The organism is Lactococcus sp. KTH0-1S, assembly GCF_052544945.1.
Window position 1 is genome coordinate 1,020,770 of the sequence record NZ_CP195165.1, and the last position, 16,673, is coordinate 1,037,442.

19 protein-coding genes and 1 riboswitch are annotated in these 16,673 nt (G+C 34.9%); all 19 genes read left to right on the top strand.

Going from position 1 to position 16,673, the window contains the following annotated elements; translation table 11 throughout:
- Positions 1–102: 102 nt before the first annotated feature.
- The 19 genes from ACRYLU_RS05035 to ACRYLU_RS05125 all read left to right on the top strand — a co-directional run bounded on the left by ACRYLU_RS05035 (position 103) and on the right by ACRYLU_RS05125 (position 16,673).
- Entirely contained in the window at positions 103–3,363 is a 3,261-nt protein-coding gene (locus ACRYLU_RS05035; protein WP_445081324.1) for a KxYKxGKxW signal peptide domain-containing protein, read from the top strand.
- Positions 3,357–3,956, top strand: coding sequence for a hypothetical protein (locus tag ACRYLU_RS05040; protein WP_181022856.1), 600 nt, complete (start codon positions 3,357–3,359; stop codon positions 3,954–3,956). The genes ACRYLU_RS05035 and ACRYLU_RS05040 overlap by 7 nt, the downstream gene beginning before the upstream one ends.
- The gene (locus ACRYLU_RS05045) at positions 3,953–4,090 is read left to right on the top strand and encodes a hypothetical protein (protein WP_161935060.1); all 138 of its coding nucleotides are present in this window, start codon (positions 3,953–3,955) and stop codon (positions 4,088–4,090) included. Before ACRYLU_RS05040 ends, ACRYLU_RS05045 begins: the two co-directional genes overlap by 4 nt.
- Positions 4,084–4,695, top strand: coding sequence for a hypothetical protein (locus ACRYLU_RS05050; RefSeq protein WP_445081325.1), 612 nt, complete (start codon positions 4,084–4,086; stop codon positions 4,693–4,695). Before ACRYLU_RS05045 ends, ACRYLU_RS05050 begins: the two co-directional genes overlap by 7 nt.
- Entirely contained in the window at positions 4,692–4,832 is a 141-nt protein-coding gene (locus ACRYLU_RS05055; RefSeq protein WP_181022855.1) for a hypothetical protein, read from the top strand. Before ACRYLU_RS05050 ends, ACRYLU_RS05055 begins: the two co-directional genes overlap by 4 nt.
- On the top strand, positions 4,826–5,425 hold the full coding sequence (locus ACRYLU_RS05060) for a hypothetical protein (RefSeq protein WP_260310863.1): 600 nt from the start codon (positions 4,826–4,828) through the stop codon (positions 5,423–5,425). Before ACRYLU_RS05055 ends, ACRYLU_RS05060 begins: the two co-directional genes overlap by 7 nt.
- A 49-nt stretch (positions 5,426–5,474) precedes the next feature.
- Positions 5,475–6,086 (top strand): hypothetical protein, encoded by a 612-nt coding sequence (locus tag ACRYLU_RS05065; RefSeq protein ID WP_104142187.1) that lies wholly within the window; start codon positions 5,475–5,477, stop codon positions 6,084–6,086.
- 18 nt (positions 6,087–6,104) lie between these two features.
- The gene (locus ACRYLU_RS05070) at positions 6,105–6,602 is read left to right on the top strand and encodes a hypothetical protein (RefSeq protein WP_229049531.1); all 498 of its coding nucleotides are present in this window, start codon (positions 6,105–6,107) and stop codon (positions 6,600–6,602) included.
- A gap of 158 nt (positions 6,603–6,760) precedes the next feature.
- A riboswitch (FMN riboswitch) is annotated at positions 6,761–6,877 on the top strand.
- Between the two features lie 181 nt (positions 6,878–7,058).
- On the top strand, positions 7,059–8,147 hold the full coding sequence (ribD, locus tag ACRYLU_RS05075; protein ID WP_038601295.1) for a bifunctional diaminohydroxyphosphoribosylaminopyrimidine deaminase/5-amino-6-(5-phosphoribosylamino)uracil reductase RibD: 1,089 nt from the start codon (positions 7,059–7,061) through the stop codon (positions 8,145–8,147).
- Positions 8,147–8,797 carry a riboflavin synthase gene (locus ACRYLU_RS05080; protein ID WP_260310859.1) on the top strand — a complete coding sequence of 217 codons (651 nt, stop codon included), beginning with the start codon at positions 8,147–8,149 and terminating at the stop codon, positions 8,795–8,797. Before ribD ends, ACRYLU_RS05080 begins: the two co-directional genes overlap by 1 nt.
- 8 nt (positions 8,798–8,805) lie before the next feature.
- Positions 8,806–10,002 (top strand): bifunctional 3,4-dihydroxy-2-butanone-4-phosphate synthase/GTP cyclohydrolase II, encoded by a 1,197-nt coding sequence (locus tag ACRYLU_RS05085; protein ID WP_038601292.1) that lies wholly within the window; start codon positions 8,806–8,808, stop codon positions 10,000–10,002.
- A 27-nt stretch (positions 10,003–10,029) separates the two neighbouring features.
- The gene (gene ribH, locus ACRYLU_RS05090; RefSeq protein WP_445081326.1) at positions 10,030–10,494 is read left to right on the top strand and encodes a 6,7-dimethyl-8-ribityllumazine synthase; all 465 of its coding nucleotides are present in this window, start codon (positions 10,030–10,032) and stop codon (positions 10,492–10,494) included.
- 102 nt (positions 10,495–10,596) lie between these two features.
- Positions 10,597–11,049, top strand: coding sequence for a signal peptidase II (lspA, locus tag ACRYLU_RS05095; protein WP_012897620.1), 453 nt, complete (start codon positions 10,597–10,599; stop codon positions 11,047–11,049).
- 61 nt (positions 11,050–11,110) lie between these two features.
- Positions 11,111–12,016, top strand: coding sequence for an RluA family pseudouridine synthase (locus ACRYLU_RS05100; RefSeq protein ID WP_003130995.1), 906 nt, complete (start codon positions 11,111–11,113; stop codon positions 12,014–12,016).
- A gap of 145 nt (positions 12,017–12,161) precedes the next feature.
- Positions 12,162–12,605, top strand: coding sequence for a divergent PAP2 family protein (locus ACRYLU_RS05105; protein WP_003130996.1), 444 nt, complete (start codon positions 12,162–12,164; stop codon positions 12,603–12,605).
- A 139-nt stretch (positions 12,606–12,744) separates the two neighbouring features.
- Positions 12,745–14,367 carry a glycosyltransferase family 39 protein gene (locus tag ACRYLU_RS05110; RefSeq protein ID WP_445081327.1) on the top strand — a complete coding sequence of 541 codons (1,623 nt, stop codon included), beginning with the start codon at positions 12,745–12,747 and terminating at the stop codon, positions 14,365–14,367.
- Between the two features lie 2 nt (positions 14,368–14,369).
- The gene (locus ACRYLU_RS05115; protein ID WP_270224998.1) at positions 14,370–15,326 is read left to right on the top strand and encodes a glycosyltransferase family 2 protein; all 957 of its coding nucleotides are present in this window, start codon (positions 14,370–14,372) and stop codon (positions 15,324–15,326) included.
- 125 nt (positions 15,327–15,451) lie between these two features.
- Positions 15,452–16,138 carry a response regulator transcription factor gene (locus ACRYLU_RS05120; RefSeq protein WP_058205312.1) on the top strand — a complete coding sequence of 229 codons (687 nt, stop codon included), beginning with the start codon at positions 15,452–15,454 and terminating at the stop codon, positions 16,136–16,138.
- Between the two features lie 19 nt (positions 16,139–16,157).
- Complete coding sequence (locus ACRYLU_RS05125) at positions 16,158–16,673, top strand: DUF2127 domain-containing protein (RefSeq protein WP_029343809.1); 516 nt, start codon at positions 16,158–16,160, stop codon at positions 16,671–16,673.

The following is a 16,673-nucleotide window of genomic DNA, read 5'->3' on the forward strand; positions in this document are numbered from 1 at the left end:
TAAATTACAAAAACATTTCCTAGTTTTACAATTTGGTTTGGTTGTGATATACTGTTTGAATAGTCAGAATAGTAACATAATTAAAAATGGGAGATTTTAGCATTGGAAAAACAAAAACATCATTTCCGTACGTGGAAGTCAGGTAAAATCTGGCTTTTTAGTAGCGGAATACTTTTAATTTTTGTTATTGGAAGTATAGGATTGACTGCTCAAGCAGACGAAGTCCCTTCTAATACAGAAACAATGACACAAAGTAGTGATGTGACGACTCAAAGCAGTCCTGTAAGTCCAACTGTGAATTCTTCTCTTGCCGCTTCTGACTCGACAACTGAAGAACCAGCAGTAGTATCAAATATGGAAAATACAGCTCAAGCTTCAAGTTCCACAAATATTTTAACTACTGAAAGTTCAACCGTTGATACAAATTCGCCTACTCAATCGAACCAAAGCTCAATCGCTATATCATTAACAAAAGCAAGTAGTGAAAGTTCGATAAATGAACCTGCGTCAACGATTGCAAATGAAACTACTACAACAGCAGATGTCACTACTCAAACCACAGCGACACAAGCTCAAACGAGTGATCCAACGACGAGCTTATCATCAGAAAGTCAGGGAAAACCAAAAAATCCCTCACAATCAAAAAGTCCTGAAATTACAAACATTCAAGTTACAGGAGCAGTAGATAACAATGCCACAGGTTCTGCCGTTTTTGATGGCGTTAATATCACGCTTCAAGGAAAAGACATTACCGATGATAATCTTCTTGATCCTAGTGTACTACATTGGTCAGAGCAAACCCAAGTCATTGCCATAAAGGGCACAGCTACTGGACAACTCAATCAAGAAAATTTTGGAGTACAAGATGGTCCAATCATTCCTGCTACCACCTATACCATGAATGTCGGAGATAGCGGACGATTAACTTATATCGGAAAAACACTTTCAGGACTTGACCTCGATATGATTTATACAGTAGCATCAAGTGACAAAGACAGTTGGCAAGACAATGAAGGAGCAGACGGAATTCCGCAAGGACTTGCTTTTACTGGCGAACAAAATATCGCAGATTCAGGTGGAAATTCTATTGTTTGTCTATACAATGGGGCAAATGCGCTCAGCTTGATTTATCAGATTGTCAAACACGATACGACAACAGAAGTTCCAGTTGTTGCTTCCTTTATCACGACGGATATTGACATTGCACAAGGCGTTCAAACAAACCTAGCAAATCTCGTGACCATATTACCTCAAACGACCAATCTCAAACAAGATGGCGATACTATCTACGACGCTTCACCGAATTATCCAGGGTTAGATGGTGTGGCTAGTCTTCCTTATGGTGGTTATCTCGGTGCAGGATTCGTTTCAGAGTTTTACTATAACTACTATGCCCCTGCACCAGAGCGAGCAGAAGATTCTTATTTCTTTGCACAAGGTGTGCGCTATGACCTCTTTGGCTCAGCGCTCCAAGCCCACATGAATACTCAAATTCGGCAAAATTTTATAGTTAACTACTATGATGAATTTGGTCATAAAATCCAAGATACAGACCACTATATCGGATTTACTGGACAAGATTATAACCTGCCTATTCCAACCATTCCGTATTATGGTTTTGTGAATATGACGGAAAATGATAGTGTGAAGAACAATCCTGTAATTAACTTGATTTATACACAAAGTTTACCTAATTACTATGGCTATCCTCAAACTTCTAGCTATGGATATAGTGGAAATAATATCCAATATGCTGGTGTGAACTATAAACCAAGTTTCACTATTAACTATCAAAATACAGGTGTACCAACGGCTACAATTACCTATAGTCCGATTAATTCTTCAAAAGCGGACTCTGTAACGATTCCTTTGACAATGTCGGGTGGAAATACGGACATCATCTATCCATCAATGCAAAGCGTTGCGAATAAAAATAGTTTTTCTAATTCGATGAATGTTAACTATGAAAACATGGCAAAAAATTTTGGTATCACAAGTGACCAAGCAAAAGAACTCTATAATGACCTTTATGTTGCTTCTACAACTCTTGAAAAAAATCCTAATGATGGCTTTGCGGACTATTTGGCGGGAGTGCATTACAGCGATGGCTTTGCAGGGCTCTTACAGAAACCATTGAATAGTATTCCAAAAGGTTATGATTATAGTAAGATTTCAGATATACTTGGAGTCATAAACAAAAAAGGGAATGGAATTGATTTATCTCATTTGGGAACTTCGATGGGAGCCTATTATGAAACAGGAGCAATCAAAATTTCAGGTAATCTTCTTGCTGGCGGATATTCTCTTCCTGCACTTATAGAAAGTTTAACAGGTCATGATAGTAATTTGAGAGATACCAAGTTGATGACGGATACGCTCACAGGAGATGCCCTCACGAATCTTAATGCAAGCGATGAGGCTGCGGATATGGATGCTTATATTTTAACGCATTTTCCAGATTATAAAGGATTGACGACAGCAGAGGCTTTTGCCAAATATTACAGTCTTCCTAATTTGGACACGGCCTTACGTGAAAAGATGTATTTAGAATCTATGAGTGGTGGAAAGGGGGATTCAGGTGTTGCTATGGGCGGTTTTGCGGTCTTTAGTTTAGCATTTGCAAGTCTGGGGACAGCTTATGCGGCAGGTGGAGGTTTATACGGATTATTCAAAAGTCTTAAAGACCGAAATGCTGCAGCAAAAAGTCTTCAAACAACAGGAAAACTTGTTGGGCAACTGACCAAAATTTCTGGGGATGCTTTGAAGAGAGTTGTAACCAAAAAAGTCCAACAGCTATCAACAAGCATTCAGAAAGTTGTTAAGGTTGTTCAAAATACCGCTAATTCCTTAAAAAACAAAGCAATATCTGCTTTTAAAGGTGCAACACAGAGTGTCAGTCAAGTGTTTAACAGTTTTAAAGCAAAAGTAATATCTGTGGGTCAGAACGTTAAAAGTTTTATCAATCAAGGGGTCAAAGTCGCAAAACAATCCTTAAACACAGTTATAGAAGTTGCCAAACAAAAAGCTGCTGCGGCTGCACAAGCATTCCGTCAGACAAGCCAATGGCTTACGCAACAAGCTCGGAATACTGGGAATGCTATTTGGAATGGCGTTCAGACAGCCTATCATACTGTTAGTAATTTTGTAACTGGTGTATATAATAACTATGTTGCACCTACTGTGAATTATGTAACGAATACCGTATCAAAGGTATATAACAACTACGTGAAACCAGTTGTTAATAGTGCTATTCATGCTTATCATGCTGTCACAAACTTTATAGGTTCAGCTTACAATTCAGCTAAGAGTTGGGTTTCTAATAAAGTAAATGCCGTAGGAAAATGGTTCAAGAGCCTATGGTAAAAATAAAAAAGAAGCGTAAAGTTCTAATTATTACGTTTAGCGTTTGTTTCACCGTGATTTTATCCTTGGTTGTGCTATTCCAAGGATGGGTGAATCTTGGAAAATATTCTGTTTACTATGCCCAACATTTATCACATAAGGCAGGTACTAATCCTGTGATGGTGGCGGTATTTAATAATATGGAATATATTTACCTGCCAAATGAGCAATCCTATGATGCTGCAGGAATAAGAAAAATAAAAAATAATAATAAAGATGAAATTTATTTTCAGGCAGAAGATATACGAGATCCTGGAAATATTACGATATGGGCAGGAGAAAAGCTGAAACTTTATTTGTACAAAGGAGGGTGGGGGTATATTTTATCTGACTTCAATGGTCCAAAATATAATTTTGCTTCAAATGGAAAATTTATTTCTGTAACACCTGCTACAGAAACGGCACCTGAGACGATAAAACCCACACCACAAGATACTATTGTTGTTAATGAACAACTGAATGAGATGTATGGTCAAATTGTTGCACACCGTCAAGTCCCTGAAATAAACTTGCAATGGCTTTATAATTTATTGAACGAAAGGAAATTTAATTGACTTTAAGTAATCATGCATCTCAATCGCTTCGTCATGCCGTCACAAACTTTATAGGTTCAGCCTACAATTCAGCTAAAAAGTGGGTTTCTAATAAAGTGAGTTCCGTAGGAAAATGGTTAAAGAGCCTATGGTAAAAAGAAAAAAGAAGCATCATACTTTAGTTGTTGCAGGAAGTATCAGTTTTTCAATTATTTTCTTGTTCGTTGCTTTAATTTATGTATGGTTAAACCTAGGAAAATATTCTGTTTATTATGCTCAACATTTACCACATAGAATAGGAACGAATCCAGTTTTAGTCGCGGTTTTTAATAATTATGATTCACTCTATATTCCTAAATTTAATTTTGATACCAATTCAGCTCCCTTTGGCCAGTATGAAATATTCTATCATATGAGTACTCTTCATGGGAGATGGATATCTGTAAGTGACAGAGAAAATAAAGAGCTTGAATATACATTGGGAAATGGGCAAGATAGCATGTATTCTCTGGATGTTTTAAAGCCTAAACAAGGAAAACCAGATACTTATAATTTTTTGGGAAACGGAATATTAAGTTCTGTTATTTATTATGATTCTCCAAATTCAAAAGGCAGAATAGAACATTCGGATAAAGAAGATATTGAGGATTCTGATAAAATACTTAGCACAATGTACGGTAATATTGTTTCTCACCGTCAAGTACCAAAAATAAACTTGCAATGGCTTTATAATTTATTGAACGAAAGGAAATTTAATTGAGTTTAAGTAATTATATGAGTCAGTCACTTTATCTGTTTGCTGTCACGAACTTTACAGGTTCAGCTTACAATTCAGCTAAGAACTGGGTTTCTAATAAAGTGAATGCCGTAGGAAAATGGTTGAAGAGTTTATGGTAAAAAGAAAAAAGAAGCATTGTACCTTAGTTGTTGCAGGAAGTATCAGTTTTTCAATTATTTTATTGTTTATTGCTTTAATTTATGTATGGTTAAACTTAGGGAAATACTCTGTTTATTATGCCCAGCATTTGCCTCATAAGGTAGGGACGAACCCTGTGATGGTTGCGGTATTTAATAATCTGGATGCCATATACATTCCGAATGCTAACTACGATGTTCCATTTGGAGGAGTGCGGGTGAAAACTAGCGAGGGGGATATTGATTATCGCTTTGAAGGATTAAAAAATAATGATATTTCGGTTTTCAAGAAAGGAGAATTATCTTTTAGTTTAAAACCTGAGGCAGGTGGTCTCGATTTAATTGACTTTGTAACTCCATATACATACAATTTTAATTCAAAGGGTGAATTTATTTCTGTGACTTATTCTGAAGAAACGACACCTAAGACAATAAAACCTACGCTACAATATATCATCATTGTTAAAGAAAAATTGAATGAAATGTACGGTTTTATTGTTTCTCATCGGCAAGCATCAAAAATAAATTTGCAGTGGATATATAATTTATTCAATTATTGGAGGTTTAATTCATGAATACAGTAAAAAAAGTTGCTAAATCAGTTGTTAATTGGTTTAAAAATCTATGGTGAAAAAAAGAAAAGGGAGGTTTTTAAAAGTATTTTTGTCTATCATCATTTTTATTGTTTTTGTATTATTAATTAGTGGATATGGATACCGAAATTTAAGGGTTTATTCAATATATTATGCACAAAATATTTCTCATAAGTCAGGAACAAACCCTGTTATGTGTGCAGTTATCTTTAATTTATCAAGCGTCTATCTTCCACATGCGGATTGGAGCACAGAAATAGACAGATTCAAAGATAATCAACATTGGGTTCAGTCATATAATAGGCATTTCACATACAATTTTTCTCAATTTGATATAGAATATCACAGGGCAAATCAAGATTTTGTGAGTTTCAGTTGGTATTTTTTTGAGAATACATATAATTTAGTCATTTCTGATAAAAACAATAATATTTACAGGGCCTATGAATTTAATCGTTCGGGTAGATTGTTATCAATTGATATAGGAGATAAGAGTCGAACGATTCTTACAAATAAGGATAAAGAGATTTTATCCTATTGGAAAAATAAACTTTATGGTGATATCGTTCAAAAGAGAAAAAAGCCAATAATCAATCTTCAGTGGCTCTATAATTGGTTAAATTATAAGAGATTTAATTTATGAGAACAAAGGATGAAAATGATGAACAAAAATACACAGAAAATAGATACTACTCCGAAAAAGAAAAGAATTTTGCCATGGTTAATTCCTTTGATTGTGGGGATGATATTTTTATCTCTTGTGATTACCCTTTTTAGTGTTTCCAAAGTAGCGAAAATTTATCATCAGGTAGAAAAACAAGAGTTACTAGACGAGGTAACTCACTCGTTAAATAATGGGAAAAAGCAGCTTGTAACTTCTCAAGGTTCAAATCCATTTTATATAGATATTAAAGCAAGTGAAAGTGGCACAGATACCATTGTTGTAACTTTGATAGTCGAAAATGATTATGTTTCTTTTGTCAAAAATGATATGCCTATGATAAAAAAATCGATAATAGAGGGAATGGAGAGTGCAGAAGGAATAAAACTTACAAAATCAGAACATCAATGGGTTAAAGAGATGAATTTTAAAATGAGATTTGTTTTAAAGGACAAGACAGGAAAAATTCTTGGGGGCTTTGATTATAAAATTAAATAATATTTAACTATATTGGACTTTAATAAAGTAGGGTGATGTTCGCTTGTATTATCTGTCTGTGAACTTTTAATGTTTGATTTTAATTTGTTAACTTAAAGAACACGTTTTTATTTCTTGACAATCTTTAAATTTAAATGCTATACTTTAGCTACAATTGAATAAATCTTCAGGGCAGGGTGTAATTCCCTACCGGCGGTATAGCCCGCGAGCTGCTTGCAGCATGATTCGGTGAAACTCCGAGGCCGACAGTATAGTCTGGATGAAAGAAGATAATAAAACCATAATACTCTAGTCAGTATTATGTCTATTTAGCCTAAAACTCTGGAGTGAATTGATATAATTCACTCCATTTTTGGTTTTTTGAGCTGCGTTTTTGCTCGAAAAAAATAGAAAATTTATCAAAAGACCCTGAAATTTTATTTTAGGGTCTTATTTTTTATTAGAAAGGATGAATAGATGAAAAAAGACGAATACTACATGGATTTAGCAATTGTACTTGCAAAAAAAGGAGGTGGTAATGTCAACCCTAACCCTCAAGTAGGAGCCCTTATTGTCAAAGAAGGAAGAATTATTGGTCAGGGTTATCATGAAAAATATGGGGAAGCTCATGCGGAAATCAATGCTTTTAAGGATTGTAACGAATCTCCCGAAGGAGCCACGCTTTATGTGACCTTAGAGCCTTGTGCGCATCAGGGAAAACAACCCCCTTGTTTTGAAGCGATTATAAAAAATAGAATTAAGCGTGTTGTTATCGGGCATTTAGACCCCAATCCCTTGGTTTCAGGAAAAGGAATTAAAGCAATGAGAGAAGCTGGAATTGAAGTTTCTTTCAATGTTTTAGAAAAAGAATGTGAAGAATTAAATAAAATTTTCTTTTATTATGTTAGTCAAGGGCTTCCCTATGTCATGATGAAGTATGCAATGACTTTAGACGGAAAAATTGCGACATCAGCAGGTCAATCAAAATGGATTACAGGTGAAATTGCAAGACAGAAAGTACATCAAGACCGTTCACGTTTTATGGCCATTATGATTGGTGTTGAAACACTTATTTTAGATGATCCACAACTCTCTGTCAGGTTGGAAAAGGGGAAAAATCCGATAAGAATCATTTGTGATACTCATTTAAGAAGTCCTTTAGCTTCCAAGATTGTTTCTACAGCTACTGAAATTCCAACGATTATTGCTACAGCTGAGTCTGACCCCGAAAAACAAGCTCCCTTTCTTAAAGCGGGTTGTGAAATTATCTTAGTTTCTTGCCTAGAAGGAAGATTGAATTTGAAAGAATTGACCAAAAAGTTAGGAGAAAAAGGGATTGACAGTATTATCTTGGAAGGTGGAGGAACATTAAATGCTTCGGCATTAAAAGCAGGGATAGTTCAAAAAGTTCAAACTTATATTGCCCCTAAAATATTTGGTGGAAAAGAAGCACCAAGTCCAGTTGAAGGGCATGGAATCGAGCAACCCAATCAAGCCTATCTCCTAGAAAGGCCTCAAATAACCTATCTAGGAGAAGATATTTTATTAGAAAGTGAGCTTCTTTAATGTTTACAGGAATAATTGAAGAAATAGGGGAAGTGAGTCGCCTGCAAAAAAGAGAAAAATCCTTCAAAATTAGCATCCGTGCTTCCTTGATTTTAGAGGATATGAAACTTGGAGATTCTATTTCAACAAATGGTTTATGCCTGACCGTTTCTGAATTTAATCAAAAAGAATTTACGGCTGATATTATGCCTGAAAGTCTAAATCGTTCAAATCTTGGGACCTTAAATGCGGGTGCCAAAGTTAACTTAGAACGAGCGATGCCATTAAATGGCCGATTTGGTGGGCATATTGTGTCAGGGCATATTGATGGAGTTGGCCAGATTTTAGAAGTAAAAAAAGAAGAAAATGCCATCTGGTATGAAATCAAAACAAGCATAAATTTAATGAGATACATCGTCGAAAAAGGCTCAATCACGATTGATGGGATTAGTCTTACAGTTGCTCGGGTTAAGTCGAAATCTTTTAGTGTTTCCGTTATTCCACATACGCTCAAAGAGACGATAATGGCAGATAAAAAAGTGGGTGATACTGTTAATTTAGAAAATGATATTTTAGGGAAATATATAGAAAAATTATGGGGCGATAGTAGTTCTTCGATGAAAGAATCTTCATTAACTAAAGAAAAACTATTTAACAACGGATTTTTATAGGAGATAAAATGTTCCAATATAATAAAGTAGAAGAAGCACTTGCTGCACTTAAAGCAGGGGAAATGATTATCGTTAGTGACGATGAAAATAGAGAAAATGAGGGCGACCTTATCTGTGCGGCCGAATTTATCAGTCCGGAAATAATTAATTTTATGGCAAGTGAGGCCAAAGGATTGATTTGCGCACCACTCAGTGAAACTTATGCTAAGAATTTACAATTAGAGGCAATGGTAGAGAAAAATACAGATAATCATGGAACAGCTTTTACAGTTTCGGTTGATCATATTGAAACTAGCACAGGAATTTCGGCTTTTGAACGGGCCTTAACCATAAAAAAACTTGTTGATGCCGAGAGTTTACCAAGTGATTTTCGTAGACCAGGTCATGTATTTCCACTAATTGCCAAGAAAAATGGTCTTTTAGAGCGAAATGGTCATACTGAGGCTACGGTTGACTTGTTGCGTCTGGCTGGTTTAAAAGAAGTAGGTGTCTGCGTTGAAATAATGGACGAAGATGGAACAATGATGCGTAAGGAGAAACTGAAGGAAAAAGCGCAAGAGTGGGGCTTGAAATATATCACAATTAAAGCTATTCAAGAGTATCTTAAGCAAAATGAACTGCAAGTAGAACAGGTGACTAGAGCTAAACTACCGACGAAATATGGTATGTTTGATATTTTAGGATTTGTCAATAAAATAAATGGTGAGCACCATGTTGCTTTAGTTAAAGGAGATATTGGTGACGGTCAAGCTATTCTTTGCCGCGTTCACTCAGAATGCTTAACTGGTGATGCTTTTGGTTCCTTGAAATGTGACTGCGGTGAACAATTAGAAGAGGCATTAAAAAAAATAAATGATGAGGGGCGTGGCGTGCTTTTATATCTTCGACAAGAAGGACGTGGAATTGGTTTGATTAATAAACTTCGTGCCTACTCACTTCAAGATGAAGGACTTGATACAGTTGAAGCTAATTTAGCTTTAGGATTTGAAGAAGATGAGCGAGAATATTCGATTGGAGCACAAATTTTAAAAATAATTGGGGTGAAATCATTAAAATTAATGACTAATAATCCGCAAAAGATTAATGATTTTCAAAAATATGGTCTAGTAGTTGAAGAAAGAGTAGCTCTCCAAATCAAAGATAACCCCTTTGACCATGATTATTTAAAAGTAAAACAAAATAAAATGGGACATTTGTTTGGCTAAAGTAAAATAGAAAGTAAGGATAGAAATATGATAATTATTGAAGGAAATTTAAGAACAGAGAATGCAAAATATGGGATTGTAGTTGCTCGATTTAATGAATTTATCAATGCAAAACTTTTGTCAGGAGCATTAGATGCACTCAAAAGACATGGAGTCCAGGAAGAAGAAATTGATATAGCATGGGTTCCTGGGGCTTTTGAAATTCCCCTTATTGCCCAAAAAATGGCGACTTCCAATAAATATGAAGCAATTATATGTTTAGGGACTGTTATCAGAGGTTCAACTTCTCATTATGATTTTGTTTGTAATGAAGTTTCTAAGGGGATTGCTCATGTTTCCTTAAACTCTAATATTCCGGTCATGTTTGGTGTGCTAACAACTGAAAATATAGAACAAGCCATTGAGCGTGCAGGCACAAAAGCTGGAAATAAAGGTTTTGAAGTAGCGGTTGGAGCAATTGAAATGGTTGATTTGATGAGAAAGATAGGCTAATTTATCTATAAGTGCATTTATTTAAATGCGCTTTTTATTTTGAAATAGGATAAAAACTGTTCTAGCGAGCTATCAGATTGCGAAATATGCTATAATTAAAGCATGAAAAAACTACTGTCACTTGTTATTATCGTTGTTGGAATTGTTGCTGACCAAATTTTTAAAAATTGGATTGTTGCTAATATTCAGCTTGGAGATACAGAAAAAATTTGGCCTAATGTTCTTAGTTTAACTTATATCAAAAATGATGGAGCAGCTTGGTCTTCATTTTCAGGTCAACAATGGTTTTTCCTTGTCTTAACACCGATCGTCTTAGTTGTTGCCCTTTGGTTTTTATGGAAAAAAATGGCACAAAACTGGTATTTTATTGGATTAACTTTAATTATTGCTGGTGCTTTGGGAAATTTTATTGATCGAATTCGTCAAGGATTTGTTGTTGATATGTTCCAAACTGAATTTATTAATTTTCCAATTTTTAATATTGCGGATATCTTATTATCTGTTGGTTTTGTTCTTCTTTTCATTGCAATTTTGACAGACAAAGAAACAAAATAAATTGATTAAAAAATCACTGACAGAAAGTTTTATTTAACATTTATAAAAAGGAAAAAAATACTTGCCTATCATAAAAATTAACGAAGAAAACAAAGGCTTACGTCTTGACAAGGCGCTTGCCAATCAAACAGAATATTCACGAAGTTTACTGACAGAACTTATCAAAAATGATAAAGTATTTGTTAACAGTGAAGCCAAAAAAGCAAAGTATAAAGTAAAAGTAGGGGACAGGATTGAATTTGAAGTTCCAGAAGCGGAAGTTCTTGATATCGTTGCTGAAGATTTGCCACTAGAAATCATTTATGAAGATTCAGATGTTGCAGTAGTAAATAAACCTCAAGGAATGGTAGTTCATCCTGCAGCCGGTCATGCTTCAGGGACATTGGTTAATGCAATCATGTATCATATCAAAGATCTTTCAAGCATTAATGGTGTAATTCGTCCAGGAATTGTGCATCGTATTGATAAGGATACGAGTGGTCTTTTGATGATTGCTAAAAATGATAAAGCACACGAAAGTTTGGCAGCACAATTAAAAGATAAGACTAGCAAACGTCGTTATTTAGCGATTGTCCACGGTGAAATTGCTAATGATAAAGGAACCATTGAAGCGCCAATTGGTCGTAATCTTAAAGATCGCAAAAAACAAGCCGTAGTTTCTGGCGGAAAACCAGCCGTGACTCATTTTGAGGTTTTAGAACGATTTTATGGCTATACTTTGATTGCATTGCGCTTGGAAACTGGGCGTACGCATCAGATTCGTGTACATATGAATTACATTGGTCATCCTGTGGCCGGTGATCCACTCTATGGACCGAATAAAACATTGACACCTAATAAAGGGCAATTTTTGCATGCTGAAACATTAGGTTTTGACCATCCAACAACTGGTGAGTTTATGGAATTCCAAGTTGATGCTCCTGAGATATTCAATGAACAATTAGAAAAGCTTAGAGAACAAGTTTAAACTTGTTTTTTTGTATTTAAAAATGAACGATATTTACTGACAGGCTTTCTGTATTTGTCAGCAAATCAGACATCATTAAAAGATAGATGATGTATAATAGAGTTACTGATAGTTAGTAGGTTTTTATTAGTAAAAGGAGACTATTATGAACTTTTTTAATCAGATTTTTCATAATCAAATTTTAATGACAGCCATTGTGAGTTGGGCTCTGGCTCAGTTAATTAAAATAATTATCGAACTTATTCGGACACATCGTATTAATTGGCAATTAATTTTTGCAACAGGTGGGATGCCCAGTTCTCATAGTTCATTGGTTGTTGCTTTGGCAACGGCTACTGGATTGAGACAAGGATTTGATTCATCACTTTTTGCTATTGCTACTGTTTTAGCCTTCGTCGTCTTATATGATGCCCAAGGTATTAGAAGACAGGCAGGAAACCAAGCCAGAATTATCAATCGGATGTTACAAAATGTCGAGAATGCCGGAATCAAAGTAGATAAAAATTTAAAAGAATTATTGGGGCATACACCAATTCAAGTGATGGGTGGAACAATTTTAGGAATAATTGTTGCTTTAGTAATGAATTAAGAAAAAATTCTGTTGCAATTAGAGTCGTAAGCGTTAACTATAGTGTAGTTTATAAATGCGAAGTAAAAAATGAGAAATTATCATCTAAAAATTAAGGTTATTGTAAGAAACAAAAGCCAAGCTATGGTAAAATGGTAATATGAATAATATAGTATTTATTAAGTATAAAAAAGGATTCTGTCTTGCTTTAATGATAGGACTCTTTCTTTTAATTAACGGGATTGCTATTTCTTTGACGCAAGTGTGGAACGCAGATCACATCATTGCGCTTTTGTTAGGAAATATTCTTTTAATAGCAGCCTATTTTTATTTTGTTGGAATTTATAAATTATCAAAAAAACTTTTTGACTCGAAGGATAAAAATGAAACTACTGACAAGTCTGTCAGTAAAATTGAGTTACTGACAGACTTGTCAGTAACTCAATATTATCGAATAAGCTTTTGGGGAGTAGCTTTATTAACTTTTATCTTGCCGTTTCTTTTTATGATTCATGTGCCTGATAGTAAGCATGCTTGGGACTACTTCGTTATATTTAATTCTACGACAGAACTCCATGGTCAATCTTTTGGACTGTTACCTGAAACTGCTTCGCGTTTAGGATATTTTCTTCGTTATCCAAACAATCAATTTTTAGGGATTTTATTTAACCAAGTTTTCTCTCCTTTTGCAGGAAGTGTTGAACTAAAAATGTGGGTTGTGACAGCAGTGTCTGCACTATTGACAAGTCTCGGAGTTTTAGCTGGAACCTTAATTGTTAAGGCTTTGAGCGGGAAAAGACATGCGCTCTTATACAATGTTTGTGCCCTTGGGTTCCTACCTTTTTACGTTTATGGTGCACAACTCTATAGTGATACGATTACACTTCCTTTTGTATCCTTTAGTTTGTTGTTCTTTATCTATGCCATTAAATCACAAAAAATAACTCAACAAGTTCTATGGTACTTTTGGGCGACATTGTTGGCAGTTATAGGTTATGAATTTAAGCCAACAGTGTTAATTGTGCTTATTGCTGTTCTGATTTTCCTTGGATTTAATAAAAAATGGAAACAACTTTTGCTTTTACTTCCAATGTTTGCTATTTTATTTGTTGGTGGACATTTCATGGTTAAAGCAACTATTGCGACCGAGCCAGCCTTTTCTCATGAGGCTAATGAACGTCGTAATCTTCCAATGATGCACTGGATTGCTATGTCTTGGTCGCCAACTAATAAAACGGGTGGATTCAATAAGAAAGTGAGACTCTATTCTGAATCTTTCCCAACTTATGAAGCGAAAAAAGAGGCTGATAAACAACTCTTCATAGACAATCTTAAGAAGATGGGACCTGTCGGAGTTGTGCGACAAATTGGACGTAAGTTGGCCTATACTTGGTTTTATGGCGACTTGAACAGTTCGTTTTATACTTATCATCATGAAAATAAATTTATTAATCGTTACTTTGATTATTTATCAGGAACCTCATTTTCTTTGGATGGACGTGGTAATATAACAGGGTGGTTTATGCTAAAGGCTGTTCAAACTCTTTATTGGATTGGCCTAGTTGTTTTGCTGTGGCGTCAAATCTGGCGAATTTTAATTAGCAAGAGAAATTGGTCAAATCCCTGGTTTATTCCAGCTTTAGCTTTTGTTGGATTGAGTTTTTTCCTTATTCTATGGGAAACAAATTCACGTTACCTTTATCAATTTGCCCCGGTTATGATTGCTTTAGCAAGTTTAGGTTTAATAGATAAGCAGTTTAAAAAGAAAAAAATTAAGGAGTGAATATGAGTAAGATTCTTTATATGGTCGTGCCATGTTACAATGAAGAACTGGTACTTGATGAAACTTCCGAACGTCTCAAGGCTAAATATGAACAATTGATTTCAAATAATATTATTAGTCCAAAAAGTAGAGTTGTCTATGTTAATGATGGTTCAAAAGATAAGACTTGGGGAAAAATTCAAGAAAAACATAATGAAAATCCGATGTTTAGTGGGATTAATCTCTCAAGAAATCGTGGACATCAAAATGCTTTGCTCGCTGGTTTAATGACCGTGAGAAATTTAGCAGATTGTGTTATTTCAATGGATGCAGATTTGCAAGATGATATTAATGCAATTGATGAAATGCTTGAAAAATTTGAAAATGAGAACTGTGATATCGTTTATGGTGTACGGGATAATCGGGACACTGATACAGTTTTCAAAAGAAGAACCGCTGGAGCTTTTTATAAATTAATGCAAGGTTTGGGGAGCCAAAGTGTTCCTAATCATGCTGATTTTCGTTTAATGAGTCGTCGTGCCCTTGACGGTTTATCTCAATTTCCTGAACAAAATCTCTTCTTAAGAGGAATGGTTCCTTTGGTTGGCTATAAATCTGATATCGTTTATTATAAACGTGGAGAACGTTTTGCCGGTGAAAGTAAGTATCCTTTGAAAAAAATGATTAGTTTTGCGCTGGATGGAATTACTTCAACATCAGCTGCACCGATGCGTTTGATTTTTTGGATTGGTTTAGTTTGGTTTTTGCTAGCTATTGTAGGAGCAATTTATATTATTATTCGCCATTTTATTAATGGTTCTGACGTTGCGGGTTGGGCTTCGACAATGTTGGCTATTGTTGGATTTGGTGGGGCTAATCTACTAGCTCTAGGTGTAATTGGTGAATATATCGGAAAAATCTTCTTGGAAGTTAAACAACGTCCTCGTTATTTGATTGAAGACTTCATTAACGAAGAATAAAAATGATAAATTATCATTAATTATTCAGAAAAACCGTATGGTTTTTTTGTTTTAGGCTTGTTATAATGAGCAAGTAAATAAAAATTTATGATTACATTTGCAATGAAAGAAAGGCGAGGAGCCAAATGAGCTACCATGTTTTGATTGTTGAAGACGAACCGAGTCTCTCTGATTATGTCAAAAAAGAGTTGATTTTTGAAGATTATCAAGTTTCAACCGCCTTTGATGGTCTTTCTGCTTTGGAAATATTTGAAACTGCTAAGCCTGCTATTGATGTTGTTTTGCTTGATTGGATGATTCCAAAATTAGACGGCTTGACAGTGTTACGTCGAATGAAAAAAATTCAGCCCGATGCGCCAATTATCTTCTTGACTGCGCGCGATTATATTGGAGATAAAGTTGCCGGTCTTGATGCGGGAGCAGATGATTATATTACTAAACCTTTTGAAATTGAGGAGTTATTGGCTCGGCTGAGGTTGATTTTTAGGAAATGGTCAAATTCTTTTTCCAAGGTCTATGAACTTGATTACTTAAAAGTTGATTTAAGTGCTCATACAACGGAAGTGGCTGGTAAAACAGTCAATTTGACTCAAAGAGAATTTTCTTTGTTAAGCTATTTTTTAGAACATCGTGGTATAGTGGTAAGTCGAGCAGATATTTTGGATGATGTATGGGGCATGGATTTTGACGGTCAGGAAAATACCGTGGATGCTTATGTTCGTTACCTTCGTGCCAAAATTGATTTGCCAAATCATAAATCTCTCATTGAAACCGTTCGTGGTATAGGTTATCGTTTAAATAACGAAAACTGAGAGAGGAAAAGAGGGAGCCATGAATAAAGTGAAAAATAAAGAAGAATTATTAGATGTTAGTTTTAACACAATGCTTCTGGGTAAAAGTATTTTTGCTTTTGTTGAATTTATATCAGGTTTACTTTTAATCTTTGTTCCACTTGATTTAATTAAAGCAACTATTCACCATCTTGCACTGGCTATTTCTCTAAGCCCGCTCTCTACGATGATTACAAATGCAGGAGAAAGACTGACCAATGACGCTACTTTATTTGCTATTGTATATTTACTTTTACATGGTGCATTAAAGTTGGTGACGTTGGCTCTGCTCTGGAAAAAGATTCTATGGTCATACCCCTTATCAATATTACTTTTAGTTGGTTTTATTCTTTATCAAATCTTTGAATTTTTTAATCATGGGTCAATTTCAATGCTCGTTTTATGTGCGGTTGACGTATTGATGATTATTTTAACCTTATTAGAATACCGTAAGTTAAAAACACATATTTCAAAAGAGGGCTCATACTCTTCCTTAAAAAATAGTAAAGTAAATTAG